This window comes from Pseudooceanicola aestuariicola (assembly GCF_045763785.1).
Lineage (GTDB): Bacteria > Pseudomonadota > Alphaproteobacteria > Rhodobacterales > Rhodobacteraceae > Pseudooceanicola.
Map to the genome: position 1 here is coordinate 25067 of NZ_JBJGSF010000010.1, position 21557 is coordinate 46623.

Annotated in this window: 22 protein-coding genes; 11 read left to right on the forward strand and 11 right to left on the reverse strand. The window is 61.3% G+C overall.

What is annotated here, in order from left to right; translation table 11 throughout:
- Positions 1-32 precede the first annotated feature (32 nt).
- The 9 genes from ACI3GR_RS18790 to ACI3GR_RS18830 form a co-directional block, all read right to left on the reverse strand.
- Complete coding sequence (locus ACI3GR_RS18790) at positions 33-560, reverse strand: MarR family winged helix-turn-helix transcriptional regulator (RefSeq protein ID WP_407496647.1); 528 nt, start codon at positions 558-560, stop codon at positions 33-35.
- 86 nt (positions 561-646) lie between these two features.
- The gene (locus ACI3GR_RS18795; protein ID WP_407496648.1) at positions 647-2434 is read right to left on the reverse strand and encodes a thiamine pyrophosphate-binding protein; all 1788 of its coding nucleotides are present in this window, start codon (positions 2432-2434) and stop codon (positions 647-649) included.
- Positions 2431-3915: an aldehyde dehydrogenase family protein gene (locus ACI3GR_RS18800; protein WP_407496649.1), complete on the reverse strand. Its 1485-nt coding sequence runs from the start codon at positions 3913-3915 to the stop codon at positions 2431-2433. Before ACI3GR_RS18800 ends, ACI3GR_RS18795 begins: the two co-directional genes overlap by 4 nt.
- A 107-nt stretch (positions 3916-4022) precedes the next feature.
- On the reverse strand, positions 4023-4961 hold the full coding sequence (locus ACI3GR_RS18805) for an EamA family transporter (protein ID WP_407496651.1): 939 nt from the start codon (positions 4959-4961) through the stop codon (positions 4023-4025).
- 29 nt (positions 4962-4990) lie between these two features.
- On the reverse strand, positions 4991-5431 hold the full coding sequence (locus tag ACI3GR_RS18810) for a hypothetical protein (RefSeq protein ID WP_407496652.1): 441 nt from the start codon (positions 5429-5431) through the stop codon (positions 4991-4993).
- A gap of 10 nt (positions 5432-5441) precedes the next feature.
- Positions 5442-6434: an ABC transporter substrate-binding protein gene (locus tag ACI3GR_RS18815; RefSeq protein WP_407496653.1), complete on the reverse strand. Its 993-nt coding sequence runs from the start codon at positions 6432-6434 to the stop codon at positions 5442-5444.
- Positions 6435-6447: 13 nt separating this feature from the next.
- A complete protein-coding gene (locus tag ACI3GR_RS18820; RefSeq protein ID WP_407496655.1) occupies positions 6448-7620 on the reverse strand; it encodes a Gfo/Idh/MocA family oxidoreductase in 1173 nt (390 codons plus the stop codon).
- Complete coding sequence (locus ACI3GR_RS18825; RefSeq protein ID WP_407496657.1) at positions 7610-8548, reverse strand: PDR/VanB family oxidoreductase; 939 nt, start codon at positions 8546-8548, stop codon at positions 7610-7612. The genes ACI3GR_RS18820 and ACI3GR_RS18825 overlap by 11 nt, the downstream gene beginning before the upstream one ends.
- 103 nt (positions 8549-8651) lie before the next feature.
- A complete protein-coding gene (locus ACI3GR_RS18830; RefSeq protein WP_407496659.1) occupies positions 8652-9221 on the reverse strand; it encodes a putative antibiotic biosynthesis monooxygenase in 570 nt (189 codons plus the stop codon).
- Positions 9222-9463: 242 nt separating this feature from the next.
- Between ACI3GR_RS18830 and ACI3GR_RS18835 the strand changes: the two genes are divergently transcribed.
- The 7 genes from ACI3GR_RS18835 to ACI3GR_RS18865 all read left to right on the forward strand — a co-directional run bounded on the left by ACI3GR_RS18835 (position 9464) and on the right by ACI3GR_RS18865 (position 17717).
- Positions 9464-10744 (forward strand): Rieske 2Fe-2S domain-containing protein, encoded by a 1281-nt coding sequence (locus ACI3GR_RS18835; RefSeq protein ID WP_407496661.1) that lies wholly within the window; start codon positions 9464-9466, stop codon positions 10742-10744.
- A gap of 453 nt (positions 10745-11197) precedes the next feature.
- The gene (gene repA / locus ACI3GR_RS18840) at positions 11198-12376 is read left to right on the forward strand and encodes a plasmid partitioning protein RepA (RefSeq protein WP_407496663.1); all 1179 of its coding nucleotides are present in this window, start codon (positions 11198-11200) and stop codon (positions 12374-12376) included.
- A gap of 1 nt (position 12377) precedes the next feature.
- Positions 12378-13340, forward strand: coding sequence for a plasmid partitioning protein RepB (repB, locus tag ACI3GR_RS18845; protein WP_407496665.1), 963 nt, complete (start codon positions 12378-12380; stop codon positions 13338-13340).
- A gap of 165 nt (positions 13341-13505) precedes the next feature.
- Positions 13506-14624, forward strand: coding sequence for a plasmid replication protein RepC (gene repC, locus ACI3GR_RS18850; protein WP_407496667.1), 1119 nt, complete (start codon positions 13506-13508; stop codon positions 14622-14624).
- 165 nt (positions 14625-14789) lie between these two features.
- Positions 14790-15896 (forward strand): Fic family protein, encoded by a 1107-nt coding sequence (locus tag ACI3GR_RS18855; RefSeq protein ID WP_407496669.1) that lies wholly within the window; start codon positions 14790-14792, stop codon positions 15894-15896.
- Between the two features lie 43 nt (positions 15897-15939).
- Positions 15940-16518: a TetR/AcrR family transcriptional regulator gene (locus ACI3GR_RS18860; RefSeq protein ID WP_407496671.1), complete on the forward strand. Its 579-nt coding sequence runs from the start codon at positions 15940-15942 to the stop codon at positions 16516-16518.
- Positions 16515-17717 (forward strand): YbfB/YjiJ family MFS transporter, encoded by a 1203-nt coding sequence (locus ACI3GR_RS18865; RefSeq protein ID WP_407496673.1) that lies wholly within the window; start codon positions 16515-16517, stop codon positions 17715-17717. Before ACI3GR_RS18860 ends, ACI3GR_RS18865 begins: the two co-directional genes overlap by 4 nt.
- A 53-nt stretch (positions 17718-17770) precedes the next feature.
- On the opposite strand, the gene ACI3GR_RS18870 is transcribed toward ACI3GR_RS18865, so the two are convergent.
- A complete protein-coding gene (locus tag ACI3GR_RS18870) occupies positions 17771-18598 on the reverse strand; it encodes a LysR family transcriptional regulator (protein ID WP_407496675.1) in 828 nt (275 codons plus the stop codon).
- An 82-nt stretch (positions 18599-18680) separates the two neighbouring features.
- Here ACI3GR_RS18870 and ACI3GR_RS18875 point away from each other — a divergent pair, with 82 nt between their 5' ends.
- Complete coding sequence (locus tag ACI3GR_RS18875; protein ID WP_407496676.1) at positions 18681-19013, forward strand: DUF6506 family protein; 333 nt, start codon at positions 18681-18683, stop codon at positions 19011-19013.
- On the opposite strand, the gene ACI3GR_RS18880 is transcribed toward ACI3GR_RS18875, so the two are convergent.
- On the reverse strand, positions 19010-19837 hold the full coding sequence (locus ACI3GR_RS18880; RefSeq protein WP_407496678.1) for a DMT family transporter: 828 nt from the start codon (positions 19835-19837) through the stop codon (positions 19010-19012). The two genes, ACI3GR_RS18875 and ACI3GR_RS18880, sit on opposite strands and share 4 nt — an antisense overlap.
- Positions 19838-19841: 4 nt before the next feature.
- On the opposite strand from ACI3GR_RS18880, the gene ACI3GR_RS18885 reads away from it, so the two are divergent.
- The 3 genes from ACI3GR_RS18885 to ACI3GR_RS18895 are packed head-to-tail and all read left to right on the forward strand — an operon-like array spanning position 19842 to position 21499.
- Positions 19842-20012, forward strand: a complete 171-nt coding sequence (locus ACI3GR_RS18885) for a hypothetical protein (protein WP_407496680.1) — start codon at positions 19842-19844, stop codon at positions 20010-20012.
- 18 nt (positions 20013-20030) lie between these two features.
- A complete protein-coding gene (locus ACI3GR_RS18890; RefSeq protein ID WP_407496682.1) occupies positions 20031-20873 on the forward strand; it encodes a helix-turn-helix domain-containing protein in 843 nt (280 codons plus the stop codon).
- A complete protein-coding gene (locus tag ACI3GR_RS18895; RefSeq protein WP_407496684.1) occupies positions 20870-21499 on the forward strand; it encodes a LysE family translocator in 630 nt (209 codons plus the stop codon). Before ACI3GR_RS18890 ends, ACI3GR_RS18895 begins: the two co-directional genes overlap by 4 nt.
- The last annotated feature ends 58 nt before the right edge of the window (positions 21500-21557 follow it).

Below are 21557 nucleotides of genomic sequence, written 5' to 3' on the forward strand. Positions count from 1 at the left end.
AAAAACCCATGTAGGTTCTTAGCTGACTGATTCTAAATGTTATTCTGGGGTCGCGTTGGCGGAACGCGCTGTCCGCGCCGGGCCGCATCCGCTTCGTCACGTTCAAGATTTCGAATCATTGTGGTCAGGGCCTTGCGCAGAACGTGCTGTTCATCCTCGCTCAGACCATCGACGGCCAATTCGTTCGCCTCGATCGCCAACGGCTCAAGTTTGTCGCGCAGATGCCAGCCTTGCTCGGTCAGGAAAGCATGCTGACGGCGGCGATTGCCTTGCGTGTTTCGGCGCGTGATCAATCCCAGTTCTTCCATGCGAAGCAGCGCAGTGTGCGCGGTCGGCTCTGTCAGATGCGCCCGCGCGCTCAGCTCACGTTGCGAAAGGCCATCTTCGCGCCAGAGGATCCGCAGAAAAATCCATTGACCGAAGGTGACGCCCTCGGTCGACAGCCGCAGCGTGAGTGATCTGTTAAAGGCGCGCGCGGCCAGCCGGATAAGGCGGGCCAGACGTTCTTCCTGAAACGGCGGCTGCTGTTCCCCGGTCTCGGTCGAAGACTTATCGTTCATGATATTCTGATCCGTCGCATAGACGGACAGAATAATCAGCTTTTGCCGCGCGTTAAAAGGCGCATTCAACAAATCACGCTATGCGTTTACTCTTGGGTCATCCCCTCAGCCATGGCTTCGGAATAGCCGCGCATGACCCGCACGTCGACAACAACAGTCTGGCCGGATTTCACGGCTGCTATTGCCTCGACCAGTGTTTCGCTCAGGTCCTGGCGATTGCTGACCGGCCCAAAGCCGATCGCGCCCTGCGCCTTGGCCAAGGCCGCGATATCAATATCGGGATTGTCGATCGCCTGCCCCACATGTTTGTTCGCGACAAGGCGGCTGCGGTCTTTCGCAACCCGTTCCTGATGGATTTCATCGTTAAAGTAGGACCGGTTATTCGCCACCACGATCAGCAACGGCAGTTCATGATGCGTTGCGGTCCAAAGCGCGGTCGCCCCCATGATGAAATCCCCGTCGCCCAGAACCGCCACGGGCAACCGCCCTGTTCCGTTCAGAGCAAGTGCAGAGCCAACGGCCATCCCCGGACCCGATCCGATGCCCGCGCCACCGTCGTAGCCAAGGTAATCAAGCGGCCCGCGGAAATCGCACTTGGACCCATCCCAGCCTAATGGCAGACGCAGATAGGTCGCGGTCTCACCCTCCAGCGCGTCGGCAAGCAGGTCCGACAGCTCGTTGACCAAGAGCGGCCGGTCGGCATCGCCTGCAACTTCTGTCCGTACGATAGGCGTCGCAACCGTGCCCGTTTCCGGGGCCCCGATGCCGGCCTGATCGCACATCGCCCGTATCGCCTGATCTGGCGCGGCCAGAAGTGAAAGGTCGGACGGGGCAAAGGCTTGGTGATCCAGCGACCAGCCATTTTGCAACAAGGGTTCCAGCGTGATGTTCACGATGCGCGTCGCCGCCTGCACCCCCGCCTGAGAAAGGGTGCCCGCCGGATCGACCCAGTCAAAGCACACGACCAGATCCGCCGCGGCGATGGTCTCACCCGCGTCGGCCGAGATGAAGTACCCCGGCGCGCCTACGTGCAGGGGGTGGCGGGTCGGGAATGCGGCAGCCGTCTTGATGTCCGTCACGACCTTTGCGCCATAGCGTTCGGCCAGCGCGATCCGGCGGTCCCAGTCGTCGTCGCTGCGGGACACGCGCCCCATCAGGAAAACGGGCGCCTTGGCCGCGTCCAGCATCTCAAGAACCGGGCGGATATCGTCGGCCCCGACCGTCGGCAATTTCGGCTGGGCATGACGGTCAAGCGACGGCAGCTCAGGCAAGGCCTCAATCGGCTGCTCCTGAACGGTCACATCGAAACAGACATAGGTCGGGGCCATGGGGGCGGTCGCCGTCAGCCGTGCGGCGCGGATCATGGAGCTTAGCGACGCGTCCAGCGATGCGGGCTGATCGTCCCATTTGATATAGGGTCGCACCACGGCAGCCTGATCCCGTGACGTGTGCAGCCAATCAATCCAGGGGCGCCGCTTGGCCGCGTCCACAGGTCCGGTCGCGCCGAACACCAGCATGGGAACACGATCACACCACGCGTTGTATAGCGCCATCGCCGCATGCATCAGGCCAACATTCGCATGAAGTATGACGGCAAGCGGCGTTTCGCGAACCTTGGCCCAGCCATGCGCGATGGCGACGGCATGTTCTTCGTGCAGACACAGCAACATCTGGGGATCACGGTTTCCAAGGTAGTTCACAAGGCTGTCGTGCAGCCCCCGGAAACTCGATCCCGGATTCAGCGCCACATAAGGCACCCCCAGCTCTCGCAGCATCAGGGCAATCGCGTCACTTCCATACAGGGTTGAGACGTCCGAAGGCTCTGGCCGGTCGATGTCGGTCGGGGGTGTTTTGGTGTCTGTATTGGTGGTCATGCCTGCCCCGCCAGATTGATATGAATGTTCTTTTCATGGGTGAAGGAAATCAGCTCTCCGATCCCCTCTTCGCGGCCGATGCCGGATTGCTTCACGCCGCCGAACGGCGCGCCGAGGAAATGCAGACCGACCTCGTTGATCCAGACGAACCCTGCCTCTGCGCGGGATGCGGCCCGGTGCGCGGTGGCCAGATCCTTGCTCCAGATCGAGCAGGTCAGACCAAAGGGCAGGCCGTTCACCTCTGCCATCATATCGGCTTCGTCGGACCATTTGCGCACGGCGAGGACGGGGCCAAAGATCTCTTCCCGTGCGATCCGCATGTCAGCCGTCACATCCGCAAAGATCGTCGGCGCGATAAAGCAGCCCTCGGCCAGCGCGCCATCGGTGACGGCATGGCCACCGGTCACCGTCCGGGCACCTTCGCTTTTGGCGCTGTCGATGAAATCCATGACGTTCTTGAAATGCGCGCGGCTGACCAGCGCACCCATCGTCGTATCCGGATCCGTCGGGATCCCTGGGGTGTAGCGTTCCACGCGTTCGGCCACCCGATCCAGCACGGCATCATGCAGATCTTCGTGCAGGAACGCCCGGCTGGTCGACCCGCAGGACTGGCCGCACCAGCCAAAGTTCATTCCGCGCACGATGGCATCGGCGATCCGATCCGGGTCGCTGTCGGGAAAGGCGATCAGGGCGTTCTTGCCACCAAGCTCCAGCAGCACCGGCTTGAGCGTAGTGCTGGCGCCCCGCATCACGGCCTTGCCCGCCGCGACGGATCCGATCAACGTGACTTTGGCCACGTCGGGATGTTCGGCCAGCGCCGCCCCAGCTTCGGTTCCGCCGGGCAGCACGCTGAAGGCACCCGCGGGCATCAGGCCATCGACAAGTTCGGCCAGCCGAAGGGCCGACAGCGGCGCCTGCGCCGGGGGCTTGATGATAACGGCGTTCCCGGCCGCCAGCGGCGCGGCCATCTTGCCGCCGCAGAACATGAACGGATGGTTGAACGCAAGAATCCGGGCGACCACGCCAATCGGCTCTCTGACCGTCATGTTGATGCGTTCGGGGCCCATGGGGATCGTGTCGCCCTTCATTTCGGTCACCAGACCGGCGAAGAACTCCATCTGCGCGGCCGCAATGGTCGCGTCGCCCTTCATCTCGGTGTAGGGGTTGCCGCAGTTGGCTGCATCAATCAGCGCCAGCTCGTCCCCATGCTTGCGCAGAAGGGCTGCGATTTCTTTCAGTATCCGGGCGCGCTCCAGCGGTTTGACATCACGCCATTCCGCAAACCCCTTTTGCGCCGCCTTCACGGCCGCATCCACATCCGCCGCGCCGGCATCAGCGACACTTGCCAGAACCTCTCCGGTTGCGGGGTTCAGGGTGTCCACGTAACGGCCTGCACCGGGTTTTGACCACGTACCTCCGTAGTGAAGGTCTAGGTTGGACGGCAATACCGCGCGGTAATCCGCGCCTACATGGTCAGTCATCGGTTTCCTCCCTTTCCTGCGACATCGCACAGAGTCATTTCCGTAAACATAGACATCTAAGATATATCTCGCAATCGCATTTCCATGCCCCCTCGGACCGAATGATGTCAGCCAAGGGCGATCACGGTCGTCCCGAGCAGCGCAAGCAGCGAGGCAAAGGCAAAAACCCGCCCCGGCTTCTTCTCTGATTTCAACAAAACGGCCGACAACCACGCGGCGATGAACATTTCGACCGACCCGATAATTGCCACGGCCGTTACGGTGGTGTGGCTCAGGGCGAAGAACTGGAAGATCTGCCCAAGCGACACAGATATCGCCGCAATCGCCTGCCACAGCGCGGGCCGTCGGAAAAGCGATGCGATATCCGCCCTGCCCCGTCGTGAAAACGGCGCGATCAGGCCACCGCACACCAGACCCGTGATCGCGCCGATGAACGTCCCGAGCAACGGATCGGGCAGCCCGTCCAATGCGAATTTCCGGCTGACATATGCGCCACCATAGCTGGCGGATGACACGGTTCCCAGAATACGACCACGGCGCAGATCCTCGGCGCGGCGGGTGACAATTCGCGGGGCATCCGGCGGCGCGGCACCAGCCGATAGGCGCGATTTGCGATTGCCGGCCAGCACCACAAAAATGCCAGAGAACACAAGCGCGAACCCAACCGCGATGGACCACGTTATTCTTTCATCCAGAAACACGATGGCCAGCAGAGCTGCGAAAACAGGGATCAGCCGCCGCAACAACCCGATTTCAATCGCACCGACCAGTTCGACCGCGCGAAACATGAAGACCCGTCCCGACACATTCGCCAGAATACCGGCCAGTGCAAAATAGGCCACACCGACAAAAACCAACCGGTCTGCATCGGGCAGCGGATTGCCAAGGACAAGCCAGAGGCCACCGGCAATAAGGCCGGTCATCACGACCGACAGATAGGCACCGTTATCGGCCTGCCCGTTCTCGGAATTCTTGTTTATGGCGACGGCACTGAAGCCGTAGAAGAAAGCCGAAACAAGCGCGAACATCTCGCCAAGAAAAGGCATCGGCTTTCACCTGAGCTGTGGGTTGGATTTCAAAGCTGCTGAAGCAACTCTTGAAAACGTTCGGCCGAGGTGATTTCGCGCAGGGGCATTGCGTTCTGCTCTTCGTTCGGCTCGACCTCATAGCTCAGGCCGCGCCCGTCCCAGAACCACCAGTAGACGATGTTGCCCTGCTTGTCCCTGATGGGCATCCGAAAGGTCGGAAAAGTATGCGCGATGTCCGAGATGTCGATCGTCTTCACCACCTCGTGCTGAAGGCCAAGTTTCCGCAAGGCCCCCTGCAGCGGGATCATCACGGTAAAGGCCGCGGCCCCCTTGCCCAGGGCGGCAAGGTCACCGGGCCGGGTTTCGTAGGCGCCCTCGATCGCCCGAACAACGGTGGGATAGCTGGCATGGTCATGCGTCACAAGGACATAGACAAGCTGCTGATCAATCTGAATTTCGACGAGATCGCCGGGGCTGAATTCCTGCATATCCGGCTCCTTACAAGCTGTAGGCTTCTAGGGTCGAGGGGTGGAACAATTCGGATATCTCAACCCGGCGCGGCGAAAGCCCTTGCGCCGCGTGATAATCCAGAAACTTGTTCAGCGTATGCGCATTCGCCGCGACACCATAGGTCCATGGATCGGTCCCCATCAGGGCCTGCGCACGGTTCAGCGTGTCCTCGACAAAGGGCATCGTGACCTTTGTGGCCGACGTGTCCTGCAACGCGTCCTGCGCGATCTTCTTGGATTGAGCAAAGGCTTTCATCAGCGCCGCTGGCAGCCACGGGTGCTGGTCGGCAAGCGATCTGCGAACACCCAGCACATGCATCACCGGAAAGATGCTGGTGCGGCGATAATAATCCTCTGCGGCCGAAACACTGTCGCGGAACAGGCGGCCGACATGCGGATGACCTTCGGCAAAACAGCGGGGCCAGCGCGGCCCGATAAAGCCGTCGATCTCTCCGTCCATCAGCATCTGGTTCAGCGTCGCACCCTCGGGGGCCGATTCGACGACGACATCTTCGGGCAGGTCGACCTTGATCTTCTCAGGCCGGCCCGGCGTGTCCATGCCACCCCGAACCCAGGTGATGTCGGACGGTTTCACGCCGTGATCTTCTTCCAGAATACCGCGGACCCAGACGTTGGCGGACAACTGATATTCCGCGATACCGATCCGGCGCCCCTTGAGGTCTTCCGGCGTGTCGATGCCCCGGTCTGTCCGGATGTAGACCGACGTGTGCCGGAACGCACGGCTAAGAAACACGGGGATCGCCACATAATGCGCATCACCACGCGCAACGGATATCGAATAGGAGGATAGCGAAAGCTCTGAAATATCGAACGCCTGATGCCGGAACGCGCGAAAGAACATCTCTTCCGGCGACAACAGCATCGGGATCGGATCCACGCCGTCGATCTTGACCCGCCCATCAACGATGGCGCGTGTCCTGTCATAATCGCCCATGGCAAGCGACAGATTTAAATTGGTCACGATCAATCTCCTCTTAAGTCGGTCCGCATTGCCGGGTCAGCGCCACGGGGGTGCCGCTTTCGGCGGATGTCAGTATGGCGTGGCACACTTCGAGGCTGGCAAGCCCCCAGGCGCCGGTTTGTGCAGGGGCCCGATCCAGTCGGACCGCGTCGAACAGGGCATCGACGACCTCTTTCCTTGGAACAGGGCCAACCGGGGCTTCGACAAAGCGACGTTCGGTATCCCCGAAGACTTCGACGCCGCCCGGGGTCAACCGCAGATCGGCCCGGTCGCACAATGCGATGACGGGGCCAAAGTGTTCGTGCCGGGTCGCATGCGCCGGCAGGGCACCTTGACCGAACGTCCGGGTTGTTTTCAGCCGGGCCTCGGAGTCCGCATCCAGTCCAACCAGTGCCGCACGGGCCCTGCCGTAATCTGCAGCGTTTTTCGCGGCACCAAGTTCGCCGATGTTATCCATCCAGATATCACTGTCGAAATGGGCGTAACCGGAATAGGTCAGCGTGGCGAAGGCCCCGCCCTCAAAGTTCACAAGTGCCGAATAGGCGCCTTCCGTGGGGCGCTCCGGGTCCCAGGCGCCGGTCATGGCAAAGACCTGACTGGCCTGCCCGCCGCACAGCAGTCGCACCATATCGATCTGGTGGATGCCCTGACTGAATAGCACGCCCCCGCCCTCTTCGGTCCGCAACTCTTCGGGACGCCGGGGGCGATACAGGAAATCGGTGTAATTGAAAGCCTGCACCATGCGCAGATTGCCGAATTCACCGCTCTCGATCATCTGCCGCGCCAAAGCAACCGGCGCGTCAAAGCTGTGACTGGGGCCGACAATCAGGTGGCACCCTGTCTTTCGGGACGCCGCGACCATGCGGTCTGCGTCCTCGATCGACACGGAGATGGGCTTGTCGACCAGAACATGCTTGCCCCCTTCCAGCGACGCGATAACATGATCGGCGTGCATCTGGTGAGGTGTGGCGACGTATATCGCCTCGACCTGCGGATCGGCGGCAAGCGCTTCGACAGTGGCATGACCTGTGCCGCCGAATTCGGCCTCGAATGCGGTACGGCTTTCTTCGCGCGGCGCAGCTGCGGCCACCAGACGAACCCGTGGGTCCGCCTGAAACGCCGGCAGCGTCAGCATGAACGCGCGCCCAAGCCCGGCAACGCCCAGACGGACCGGATCAGAGGTCAAGGACCAGCTTCCCGCTTTTGGCACGCGACACGCAGATCATGATGTGATCCGGTTTTTCGTGATCCATCAGAACCATATCGCGATGGTCGACCTCTCCTTCGATCAGCTTGGTCTTGCAGGTGCCGCAGGTGCCGCTTTCGCAGGAGCTGACGGTCTCATGACCCGCATCGCGCAGAGCCTCCAGAATGGACCGGTCCGCCGGAACGGTCAGCGATGCGCCGGATTTCGACAATTCGACCTCAAAGGCCTCATCATCCGCGCGCACGACCTCGACCGGTTTGAAATCCTCGAAATGGACCCGGCCTTCGGGCCAGTGGCCCGAGATGGCCTTGATCTCTTCCATCAATGGCTGGGGCCCGCAGCAAAAGACATGCGTCGTCTGCGGCTCTGCGAAATGGTCCCAGAAATCGTAAACCTTGTCCGGATCTCCGTCATCATGATGGATCAGCAGACGGTCTCCGAAGGCCTCGGTCATTTCGTCCAGATAGGCGGTCTCGTCCTTGTTGCGCGTGCAGTAGATGATGTTGAAGCGTTTGTTCTGACGCTCCAGTTCCTGCGCCATGGCGTAAATCGGTGTGACCCCGATCCCCCCGGCGATCAGCAGGTATTCGTTCGCCTCTGTCAGCGGAAAATCATTCTCAGGCGGCTCGACCTCGATCTCGGTCCCTTCATTTGCTTCGTCATGCATCGACGCGGATCCGCCACGCGACTCCGCCTCTCTTTTGACGGCGATCACGTATTCCTTGGGGTCCTCTGTCCCACCGACCAGCGAATAGCGCCGCATCGCACCTGAGGGCGTCCGCACTGTCACGTGCGCGCCCGGCGTAAAGGATGGAAGACTTGTGCCATCGACGGGAACCAGAGCGAATTCGGCAATCTGTTCCGTCAATGAGCGCTTACGCGCGATCCTCATTTTGATGGGGTCCATGGTTCCTCGCACAATTCAGGTTTAAGGTATGACTTAGATACCTAATATTATGCTGTCAAGCGTCTAGGTTCTGATCCCAGATACGTGACCGTATGCGCGAAATTTATCGCCGCGCCAGCCAGGGGCCCAACCTGCGCGTCAGGTACGGGACGATATAAGCAGTTGTGATTCCGGTCAGAATCGTTGCCACAACCAACAGACCAAGCGCTACCGGAACCTGACTGGTCAATGGCTGCAACGCGAAGAACAGCACAACCAGCGCAGGATAAACCGCCAGCATGCTGACGGCCCACCGCTTCCAGAACAGCGGCGGTGGCGGCGTACTGGACAAAGAGCTGATCGGCTCAAACCATATGTTGCCCCCCGCCGCCTGCTGACGCGCGACGTCCTCGATTGCCAGGGATTCGATCTCATCCAGCATGGCCCTGCGTTCGGGAGAGGTTTTCCATGCCTCAAGCGATTCCAGCGTGTCGAATCTGGCCAGGACGAAGAAATCGACGCCAAGCCCGCCTTCACGCCGGATCACATCCAGCCCACGAAACCCTTGGGCCCGATCAATACGGCGGCTCATCTCGGACAGCTTTGCCGCACATGTCTCTGCGTCCGCAAAAGCCACACGCAAAGCCACGAGCATGCGGCTTTCCAATCCATCCAGCATGTTGACGTTGCTCATGTGCGAAACTGCTCCTGGAAAATTCTGCCGGACTTTGATCGACCGGGATCATCCCGATCGACACACGGCACGGTTGTCAAAAAAAGTTAGAGGCCTAATGTCTTATGTAGCAAGGGTTTGCAACGGATTGTCGCAATTTAGTGAAGGGTCACACAAAATCCCTGTTGAATGATATTAGATACCTAAGTATTAAAGATACCATTCAAAACAATCCAGTGCTGCCCGCCCGGAGGAGAACAGCAATGCTTACGCCAGAAGAAAATGATGTCCTGACCCTCGTTTCCGGTGACGCGCCGATGTCCCAGCTGATGAAACAGCATTGGACGCCGGTGTGCCTGATCGAAGAGGTCGCCGACCCGGATTGCAAACCGCTGCGTGTCGAGGTGCTGGGCGAAAGCTACGTCGCCTTCCGCGACAGCAAAGGCCGGCTTGGTATGTTGGACGAACTGTGCCCCCACCGCAAAGCATCCCTGGTCTATGGCCGGAATGAAGATTGCGGCCTGCGCTGCCTGTACCACGGCTGGAAAATGGACGTGGACGGGAACGTCGTCGCCATGTCGTCTGAACCCGAAGGCAGCCCGCTGATGGACAAGGTCAAGGCGCGGTCTTACCCCGTCCGGGAATGGGGCGGTTTCGTCTGGGCCTGGCTGGGCGAAAAGGACGATATGCCGGAATTCCAGCCCCCCGCCTTCGCACCGACCGAAGACACGCCCGTCGCGATCCTGAAGATCCGCGTTCCCGCGAACTGGGCGCAAATCCACGAAGGTCAGATCGACAGCGCACATTCCTCGTCGCTTCATTCATCGACCATGAAACCCGCGCGGGTCGAAGGCGCCGCAGCCGACGACAAGTCCTGGTATCGCCCGTCGACCGACAAATCGCCGCGTATGCAGACGGAAACCACCAGCTACGGCTTCCACTATGCCGCGATCCGGAAACCGATCAAGAACGCTCAGACCCATCATTATCTGCGGATCACGGAATTCGTGGCGCCCTACTATTCGCTGATTCCGCCGAACAACAATTACAAGGTCGCCAGTGTGATCGTCCCGATCAACGATGATGAGACGGCGTTCCACTTCCTGGCCTTCGGTGGCCCCAATGTCCCCTCGACCGAGGAATGGCGCGCCTTCAACCACGCCGTTCCGGGCAAAGACCTGGATCACAAGTGGCGGACCAAACGCACGTTGGAAAATGACTTCATGCAGGACCGCGAACTGATGAAGGAAGGCCACTTTACCGGTGTGCCGGGCATCCCCAACGAAGACATCATCATGTGGGTGTCGATGGGCAGCCGGGTGCAACGCCACACCGATGTTCTGGGTGCGTCTGACCTGGCCATCGTTGAATTCCGCCGCCTGATGACGGATGCGGCCCGCAAGGTTGCCGAAGGCGGGCGCGCGATCGGGACGGACGCCGCGATCCCACAGGCCAAAATCGCCTCGCACGAGGGGGTTTATCCCAAGGATGTCGATTGGCGCACGCTGGTGAACCCGGAAGCGGATACGCAGGCGGCTGAATAGCCGCCCGGATCGGCCTGGACCCGTCTTGGCGCGGTTCGGGCCTGCAATCGTGACTGACACAGACCTGCCCCATGACTGGAAACGTCGGGGGCAGGTCTTTTTCTGTTGCCCGAGTCCCTGCGACAGTGCAAAGCGCGTCGTCATGTGGGGCTCAGGCCGCATCATCGCCGCGCAGACAGTCTGTGTCAGAATTGGCTGGCACCGATATCACCAAGCGCTATGCCTATCAGCTCCGCATAGACACGCATTTTCAGATACTTATGCCCGACATACGGCGCCAAACGTCCATGCCCACAACATATTCCCCAGCCTACAAAAATTCGCGGCTCAAGAAACCATTTGCGCGACTCACAGATCTCCCGCTATAGAAACGATAAAAATGAGCATGGCGCTATGAAGCGTTACTGAGGGCGAGAGCGGCAGATAAGCCCCCTGCCCCGGGACAGGTGAAGTATGAGCGAAACGAAGATCCTCATCAACGAGCGTATCCGCTTTAACGCGGAAAACATCGCAGCGGCGTTGGAAAACCACATGACCACAGCCTTCGCGCCCGATGCGCGCAAGGAATTGCGATTGTTTTCGGCCGGTGAAGCGGCGGATCTGCTGGGAATCTCGGCCTCTTTCCTGCGCAAGCTGCATTTTGAAAACAAGATCGCCGACGTGCATACCACCCCCGGCGGCCGCCGCCACTACAGCGCCGCCGATCTGGCCGCCATTCGCGCCCATCTGGACAGCGCCGCCAAAACGCCCGGCACGTACCTGCGGGGGCGCAGGCCCGGCGACAAGGTGCAGGTCCTGTCGTTTCTGAACTTCAAAGGCGGCTCGGGCAAGACGACCAGCACAATCCACACGGCGCAGCGTCTGGCGCTCAAAGGCTATCGCATCCTTTGTGTCGATATCGACCCGCAAGCGTCTCTAACCACGCTGTTCGGCTATCGTCCCGAGGTCGATTTCCTTGAAACCGGAACGATCTACGACGCGATTTCCTATGATGATCCGGTGCCCATGTCGTCGATCATCACCAAGACGTTTTTCCAGGGCATTGACCTGGCCCCTGCAGGCCTGATCCTGCAGGAATTCGAACATGAAACGCCCCGCGCGCTGATGGAGAACATTCAGCCGCCGTTCTTTGCCCGGATGGCAACCGCCCTGGCCGAGGTCGAGGCGAATTACGACCTGATCCTGTTCGATTGCCCGCCGCAACTTGGCTATCTGACGATGGCGGCGCTTTGTGCCTCGACCGGGTTGTTCATCACGATCGTGCCCAACATGCTGGACGTCGCGTCGATGTCGCAGTTCCTGCAGATGAGCGCGGACCTGCTGGACGTCGTCAGCAATGCCGGCGCGACGATGGATTACGATTTCCTGCGCTTTCTCATCAACCGGTTAGAGCCGAACGACGGCCCCCAGCAACAGGTCGTCGCCTTCCTGCGCAACCTCTTCGGCAAAGAGGTCATGACCAACGCCATGCTGAAATCCACCGCGATTTCGGACGCCGGCCTGACGCATCAGACGATATACGAGGTCGAGCGGAACCAGTTCAACCGCAACACCTACGATCGCGCGGTCGATTCACTCAACGGTGTGAATGATGAAGTTGAATCCCTGATCCAATCAGCATGGGGACGTTAATATGGCACGCAAGGGTATCCTGACCTCGAACATCACACCAAAATCCGACGCCGCCCCCCGGCAGCGCATGATTCCGCAGGGCGCGGTCGGGGCGCTGCAAAGCAGCCTGACGAAACTGCAGGAAAATGCTGTGCAGGACATTGATCCGTCGCTGATTGACATGGCGGGGATGGAAGACCGGCTGGGATTTGACTCGGACGGGCAGAAAAAGCTGATCGAGAGCCTGAAGACCTACGGTCAGCAGGTGCCCGTTCTGCTGCGTCCCCATCCCACGACCAGGGGCCGGTATGAAATCGTCTATGGCCGCCGTCGTCTGGCCGCCCTGCGCGAGTTGGGGATGCCCGTCCGGGCAATGGTGCGCCAGCTGGACGACCACGCGCTGGTGATGGCGCAGGGGCAGGAAAACAACACCCGCACTGATCTGAGCTTTATCGAAAAGGCCAGCTTTGCCGCGCAGCTGGATACGGCCGGATATGACCGGCAGACAATCGCGGCCGCCCTGGCGATGGATATGCCCATGGTCAGCCGGATGCTGAAGGTCGGCACCGCCTTTGACCTGCCCTTCCTGCGTCAGATCGGGCGGGCCCCGTCCGTCGGGCGCGACCGCTGGATGAAGCTGGTTGATCTGTTCAACGACCCTGCCGCGCGCAATCGGGCCGCCGCCTTCATGAACCGTCCCGAATTCGTCCAGCTGGATACCGACGCGCGTTTCGACGCCGTCCTGCTGGCCGCACAGAACAAACACCGCGCCAAGCCCCCTGCCCCGCGCCCCGAGACGCGCAGGGCCACGATCACGTCCCCCGAAGGCCAGCCGCTGGCCACGGTCAACGCATCGGACAAGGGGATCAGCCTGTCGGTCAGAACCGCCGGGTTCGACCGCTGGATCGAAGAGAATGCCGAAGATCTGCTGAACGAATGGTTTGCCCGCTGGCAATCCCGGCAGTCTGAGGATGAGCAAGACTAACCAACCCCAAGGAGGCACAAATCAGGACCCCGAAATAAGAAAAGCCCCCCAAGCGATATGGAAGGCCTTTCTCGTCGTTAGCACCTACGGGATACCTCTCTTCCACGACTCCGTCAACTCTGTCGCGTGACAGGGGCTGGATTTTTGTGTCCTGCGTGAGAGCAGATGACCCATATCACCACCCGATTCCGCGGGCGGCCTGTAACGGCTGCGCCCGACGATACCGTGATCCCGCACGACAAATGGGCCCTGGTCGATGACCTGACCCTTGCCGCAGCGGATTACCAGCTGTCCCACAGGTCCATCGCCGTGTTGCGCATGATGCTGACCTTTCTTCCCGAACGAACGCTGACCCCCCTGCCCGGCCGCGCCATCGTCTTTGCATCCAACGCCACCCTTGGCGCGCGCATGGGCGGGATGCCGGAAAGCACCCTGCGGCGTCACCTTGCCGCGCTGGTGAATGCCGGTGTCATCACCCGATGCGACAGTCCGAACCGCAAACGCTTTGCCCGGCGTCTGGGGGATGGTTTCGGATGTGCCTACGGCTTTGATCTTGGACGGCTGGCAATGATGGCGCATGAGATCAGCGAACGCGCCCGTCAGGCGGAACACCGGGCGCAGGAACATGCCGCGCTGCGCTGCGCGGTTCTGGAGGCGCGCCAGAACCTGCTGGAACAGATGGATGACGCAGGCATTGATCCCGACACGTCCTCCCCTGTCTCAGCCCTTCTGGGTCTGGCCCGGCTGATGCTGCGCCGGAAGGACAACAATGACAACCTCCGGCAGCTTCTGACCCGGTTGAAAACCGCGCTGAACACATCGGAAATAAGCGTCAGTGACAGCGAAAATGAGCGGCACCAACATAAGGGAACCAAAAAAGATTCTGAGGCGTCTGGGCAGGATGTGGATATCTCAGCCTCTCAGAAGGCAACACCTGATCTGGATTGCTTCAGAGAATATCAGCTTTTGTTTCCTAATACCGCGCGCTCATGGTCAGAGCTGTCGGCCCATGCACGGCAACTTATTCCGATGATGGGGATCGACGTCTCGGTCTATGAAGAGGCCACGAGAACGATGGGAGAGCAGATCGCCGCGATCACCGCCCTGCATATCTTGGAGCGGTTCGACGTGCTGCGAAATCCGGGTGGCTTTCTGCGGCATCTGACCCAGAAGGCCCGGCTTGGCAGGTTGGATCCGCAAAGGCTTTTGACCGGCTCGGATCAAAAATTGTCAGCTGACAATTTTGGGGATGGCACCGGGATGGGGCAGGGGACCTATGTGTGACGTCGCCGGTCAGACACCCCGGTCCAAGGTTCCCGCGGGGCAAAAATTGTCAGCTGACAATTTTCAGTATCGCGCGTCATCCATGGAAATCTTGATTTATAGCGCCCGGTCCTATAAATCAAATTCATTTCGAAATCTGAGCTATTGCGGAGGAACCTATAGCTCATGACCTGGAACTGGACGCTCCCTGACTGGCCCGAATTTCGCTACGATGCGACCCTAATTGAGGGATTAGAGCAGCAATTCCTGCTGTCGTCGGGGGAAATCCTTGGGGCGGTGCGCCATATCGGCGCCTCTGATCAGGACCAGCTTCGGATCGACCTGCTAAGCGACGAAGCGATGAAGACCAGCGCCATCGAAGGCGAGGTGCTGGACAGGCAAAGCGTGCAATCGTCGTTGCGCCGACACTTTGGCCTGACGGCTGACAATATCACCGCGAAACCCCGCGAACAGGGCGTGGCCGAAATGATGGTGGACGTCTATTCGACCTACGCCACGCCACTGACTCACGAGGCGCTGTTCAGGTGGCATGGGATGCTTTTGTCCCATGACCGTCGGTTGGACCGGGTCGGGGCCTATCGTCAGCACGAAGACGCGATGCAGATCGTTTCGGGCCGCGTGGATCGGCCTGTTGTTCATTTCCAGGCCCCGCCATCAGCGCAGGTCGCCGCGGAGATGGAACGGTTCGTGCACTGGTTCAACAACACCGGTCCCGATGGGGCAGGGGGGATGACCCCGCTGACCCGCGCGGCCCTGGGCCATCTCTATTTCGAAAGCATCCACCCGTTCGAGGATGGCAACGGTCGTCTGGGCCGCGCCTTGGCGGAAAAGTCGCTGGCGCAGAATATCGGCCAGCCCAGCCTGATCGCGCTGGCCTTCACGATCGAGAAGACCCGCAAGGCCTATTACGACCAGCTGGAGCGCGCGCAGAAGACCCTAGATGTCACGCCCTGGGTCGTGTGGTTCAGCGAAACGGTTCTGGCCGCCCAACAGGTCACGCTGGACAGGGTCCGCTTCTTCATCGCCAAGGCGCGGTTTTACGACCGGCACCGCGCGCAGTTGAACGACCGACAAGCCAAGGTTGTCGAACGCATGTTCCGCGAAGGCCCCGAGGGGTTCAGCGGCGGCCTGAGCGCGGACAAGTATCTGTCGATCACCGGCACCTCGCGCGCGACGGCGACGCGTGATCTGCAGCAGCTGGTCGAGCAGGGCGCGATGACCCGAACGGGGGAACTGCGGTACACGCGTTACTGGCTGAAACTGGACGGGTAGGGCGGCCCCTTCCCATTCAGATCGACCGGGTATATAGACAGGTATGTCTATTGTGCTGCACCCCTCCCTTTCCGCGCGTGACCGGCTGATTGAAACCGCCCGCGTTCTGTTCCTGCGGCACGGTGTTCCCCACATCGGCATCAACCGCGTGATAGACGAGGCGAACGTGGCGCGGATGACGCTTTACAACCACTTCCCGTCCAAAGACGCCCTTGTCGCCGCGGTGTATGAGCAGGAGGCCGAGCTGCGTCGGCAAAGCATCCTCACGGCGCAGGCCGCGCACGACACCCCGGTGGCTAAGGTGTCCGCGCTGTTCGACATCGCGCTGGAGCTTGCCCGTGAAAAGGGGTTTCGCGGCTGCGCCTTCGTCAATCTGGCGATCGAAACGGCGGCGGCTGATGGCAGTCTTCATGCGCTGGCGAAGGCCCACAAGGAATGGATCCGCGCCAACGTCCTGGATTGTCTGCCGTCCGAAATGTTCGCAGACCCGGCAACCCTGGCCCGGCAGGTCGTCGTGTTATGGGACGGCGGTATCGTCGGGGCCTATGTCACGCAATCTGTAACCCCGATCAAAGCCGCGCGGGACGCGGCGCAGGCGCTGATGCGGGCGGCCGCGTCATGATCGCGCGGCCCTGGCTGATCGCTTTGGGTCTGGCCCTTGGGGTCGCCGTGTCGAACGGGTTTGCGCGTTTTGCCTACGGTCTGATCCTGCCTGCGATGCGGGACGACCTAAGCTGGTCCTATGCAGAGGCGGGATGGATCAACACCGCAAACGCCCTTGGATACCTTGGCGGGGCGCTGCTGACCCTTGCGCTGATCAAGCGATTTCCGCCCACGCGCCTTTTCGTGTTTGGCATGGTCGGCACCAGTGCAAGCCTGCTGTTCTCGGGCCTGACCGAAGACTTCGCCCTGCTGACAATGTGGCGGATCACCGCCGGGGTTGCAGGGGCGCCGGTGTTTATCGCAGGCGGCGTCCTGGCGGGGCAATTGTTTCCCGACCCAAAGCGCGCGGCGTTGGCCATCGCACTTTATTTCGGCGGCGGGGGTCTGGGAATGTTGCTGACCGGCGCGACGCTTCCTGCGCTTTTTGCGGTTGGGGGGGCAGGGTCCTGGCCTATGTCATGGATTGCCCTGGGCCTTGTCAGCGGGGCCTTCACCCTTTTGTCCGCCCGGGCGGTGAAACAGATCGGGCGTGCGGGACAGGTTGCCCAAGCTCAAAAGCCGGCCACACGGGCTGCGGGCCTTCCGATCCGGGACATGGGGCCGGCGCTGGTGGGGTATGGTTTCTTTGCCATGGGCTACATCGTCTATGTCACCTTCGTCGCCGCGTGGATGCGCGACATCGCGGCGGGGCCGGGCCTTATCTCTGCGGTGTGGTCGGTTATTGGGCTGGGTATCGTTGTCTCGCCATTCATCTGGCGGGGGATACTGGCGCGGTTCTCAAACGGTGTGCCGCTGGCGCTTGCGGCCGGGGTCACCGCCCTCGGGACTGTGTTGCCGCTGGTCGTGACGGGACCTGTCGCGCTGATCATCTCGGCCACGCTGTTCGGGGTGGCGGTTTTCATCGGACCCGCCGCGATCACGGCATTTGCGAAACGGAACCTTCCGGTCACTGTGCAGGGCAGCGCGATTGCGCTTTTCACCACCGTTTTCGCGGTCGGTCAGGCGATCGGGCCCGTGGCGGCGGGTTTTATCGGCGATGCCACAGGATCAATCGACGGGGGATTGCTGGCGGCTGGCGGGGTGCTGGCCCTCGGGGCCGCTGTGGCCGTCTGGCAAAAAACCCTAGATTGCCCGGGCCGGTCAGATCGCGTTCTTTGACTGAAACGGCAGATCTGATGGGAACAGGCGCGCCTTTCAGCTCAGCAAGCCCGTCAGACCTGGGACGACACCCGCAGGGCAGCAGGTCCTGGATCCGAACCATGAAGCAGGTGAATGGTCATTGACGACGGCGCATCCCCCGCAAGCGGCGTGATCCGAACACCGGGGGGCAGGTGCGGTGTCAAAGCCTGCTGTATGATCGCGTGGCACAGGCCCAGCCCGACAAAGGTCAAGGCAGACAAAGGATCTTCGGCCCGAAACCGGATATCGTGCTGAAACCCGGCGGTCTGTCCGATCGCACGAATCCAGTCGTCTGATCCATGCGGGGCGCAGAACGGAACGACCCCTTCCAGCCGGTCCGCCTTTTCCGGGCTGGCCAGCATGAACGGTTCGCAATGCACCAGGCGATGCGTCAGACCGGGTTGTGCCGAGGCGCGATAGCTCAGGCCCAGGTCGATCTCTCCGGCCAGAAGGGCCTGTTCCTGCTGCGATGATCGCATCTGGCGCACCTCGACGCCGATATCGCTTATTCCCCTCAGCGCCCGATGAAGAACGCCTGCGTAAAGCGCGCCGGGCACCACACCGATCCGCACCGCCCCCGTCTTGCCCTCGGAAAGCGACTGGGCGGCGGTCAGAAGACTTTCGTTGGCTGCCAACAACCGCCGCGCTTCTGGCAAGAGCCGTTCGGCCTCGGGCGTCAGCTGAAGCCCGCGCCCCTCGTTCCTGAAAAGGGTCAGGCCAAGATTGCGCTCCAGTTCGCGAAGCCGCCGGCTCATCGGGGATTGGGTTGTGTTCAGCCTTTCCGCCGCCGCCGTGACGGTGCCCGTTTCGGCGAAGGTGACGAAAGCGCGAATAGACAGGATATCCGAATTCAGACCCATGCGGTCTCCTATCATGCGGAATTGGTGTTGGATTGGACTGATTTATCCGGTCAGGGTGCCCGCATCAAGTTAGGAGACAGCCATGCCCTTGACCCATTTCGGCTTTATCGCGACAGGCCCCGGAATGCGCCCGGATATCCACAGGTCGGACATATCGGTGCCCGGTTACCGAATGACCGTGGTCTGCGTCCCCACCGTCGACGAGGCCCCGCAGGTCGCCAAGGCGATGGCGCTGGACGGCGTTGAACTGATTGAGCTTTGTGGCGCATTCGGCCCTGCGGCGACTGCCGCCGTAGCAACGGCGATCGGACCCAAGGTTGCACTTGGCGTCGTCACCTATCCCGGGGCCTCTGCAACGGCCATGCACCGCATTTTCAGCCCGGACCCGCCAGCAGAGGCGCGTGCAGGGTCCTAGGCCCCTGATCCCGGGCGGGGCGCAGGTCGCGCAGGTATTGCGAAGATCACCAGATTGCCAAGCAGCGCCAGGGCGACCCCGGCGAAGGCCGTGCCGCTCCATGCGTAGCCTTCGAATAGGGTCGACACCAGAAGGGCGACGATTGGAAAGATGACGGTGGCATAACCCGCCTGGGCGGAACCGATCTGCGAAACAAGCATCAGGTAGGTCGTGAACCCGATCACCGAGGCGAAGACCGCCAGATAGAGCAGGGCGGCCAGGTAGGTCGGGTCCACCGGCGCCACCAATGGCTGACCGGTTGCGATGGCGAGGGCCAGCAACACCACCGCGCCGATCCCCATGCCCCAGGCATTTGCGATGATCGGCGTCGTGCCGGTCGCGCTGTTTTGCCGGGATGCCATATTGCCCAGGGAAAAGATCATGGTGCCCAGCACCGCCCAGCCCACGCCGCTCAGGGTGTCGGGATGGGCCGCGACGCCGAGGCTGTCCCAGAACAGCAAAACCAGCCCGGACACCCCAAGACCGCCCGCCAGAACAACCCTTGGCGTGATCCTTTCGCCGAAAAAAACGCGCGCATTCAATGCGTTGAAAATCGAGGCGAGGGAGAACACCACCGAAAGCAGCCCTGAGGGGATCAAGGCGGCCGCTTTGTAAAGCGCGACAAAGTTCAGGCTGAACAGGCAAAGCGCCTGAACGACCACTAACCGCCATTGCGCCGGCCGCCTGAGACGCCGCGTCAGGGCAAGGGCCGCCAGCAGGATCATGGCGGCGAGCGTCATCCGGTAGAACACAGAAAGGCTGACCGGCACCGGGCCGATCTGCAAGGCGATGGCGATCCAGCTTGTGCCCCAGATCACGACCGTGACGATAAACAAGATGGCGCTGTTCAAGATCGGCCCCTCCGTTCGCGGGGGATATCGGTGCGTCCGGCTGTCGGGCTTGCACGATCTTGCGGTTTTCGCCGTCCTGTCGGTTCTGGGTGCTTTGGCGGGATCATGAAAGCGGGTACAAAGGCGCATGATCTCGACGGCATCAGATTATTTGGCGCGGTCCCCGACCGCGCAGGCGCAGGCCCGGCTGGACCTGGGGGCCGGGCGCAGTGTGACCATCTGGGAAAATCAAAGCGACCGGATTTTCTATGACACGCCTAAGGATCACACCTTCAGCTTTTATTTGAAGGGGGGCACCGGGACGCGTCGGCTGGATGCTGGCGGCGTGTCGGGCTGGCCCGGCGCGGTCTGCGTGCTGCCTGAAGGACATTCCTCTGACTGGGAAATTACCGCGGCCTTCCGGTTCCTGCATCTGGTCCTGCCGGATGACACCCTGCGGGCGTGGTTTTCGCGGATCCATGATCGCGATGCCAGATATGCCGATGTGCCCGAGATCGTGTATCAGGCGGCCCCCGCGCTGACGGCCCCCCTGGCGCAATTGGCGCAGGCTGCCGTGACCTGTGATCCCCTGCAGGCGGATGCGGCGGTGGCCGAGCTGATCTATCGCCTGCCGCAGCGCCCGAAGGCTCTGCAAGGGGGGCTGACAGCGCATCAATTGCAGCGCACAGACGATTGGATCGACGCGAATCTGGGCGGGGCCATCCGGCTTTGCGATCTTGCCGCCGTGGCGGGGCTGTCGGAGTTTCACTTTCACCGCATGTTCAAGGCGTCCCGTGGGACATCACCGCACAAATGGGTGCTGATGCGCAGGATCGACGCCGCGAAAACCGGGCTGCAGGGTCGCGCAAGTATCGCCGACATTGCGGCGGCCTGCGGGTTTTCGTGCCAAAGCCATCTGACCCGCACCTTCAGGGCGCAGACCGGCATGACCCCCGCGATGTATCGTCAACGGCTGGCGGACTGGGGATGACCGCGTATCTGCCCGAGCTTGCGCTTGCCTGGTCGATCCAGCTGATGGGGGTTCTGTCGCCGGGGCCGGGCATCATGCTGATCCTGAGTGTCGCAATGGGGCAGGGCCGGTGGCCGTCGCTGATCACCGCATTTGGCATCGCCTGCGCGTCGATCATTCTGTCGACGGCCACGGTTCTGGGACTGGCCGTAATCTTTGCCGAGATGGCCCATGTCGTGACGGTCGTGCGGTATCTGGGGGCCGCCTATCTGTTCTGGCTTGCATTGAAGGCGTTTCGGACCGCGGCTACGAAACCCAAGTTGAACACCTTGGACGCCGAACCGCGAAGCGCCTGGCGGACGGGGCTGACGGGATTTGTGCTTCAGCTGTCGAACCCGAAAGCGATATTCTTCTGGCTGGCCGTTGCCAGCGTCGGTGGTGTCGGGGCTGCGCCCGCCTCTGCCACGATGCTGTTTATTGCGGGGGCGTTTGTGATTTCATTTGCCGGACATGGCGGCTACGCTCTGTTTCTGTCGTCCGGACCGCTTCGCCGGGGGTACCTGCGGTTTCGCGCTTGGGTCGAGGCGACGCTTGGCTGTTTCTTCCTCTATGCCGGGATCAAACTCGCCCTGTCGGAGCCGCGCTGACCTAAGCCGGGGTGAGTGTCTTTCCCGTCGCAAAGGCGACAAGCCCAAGGATCATCAC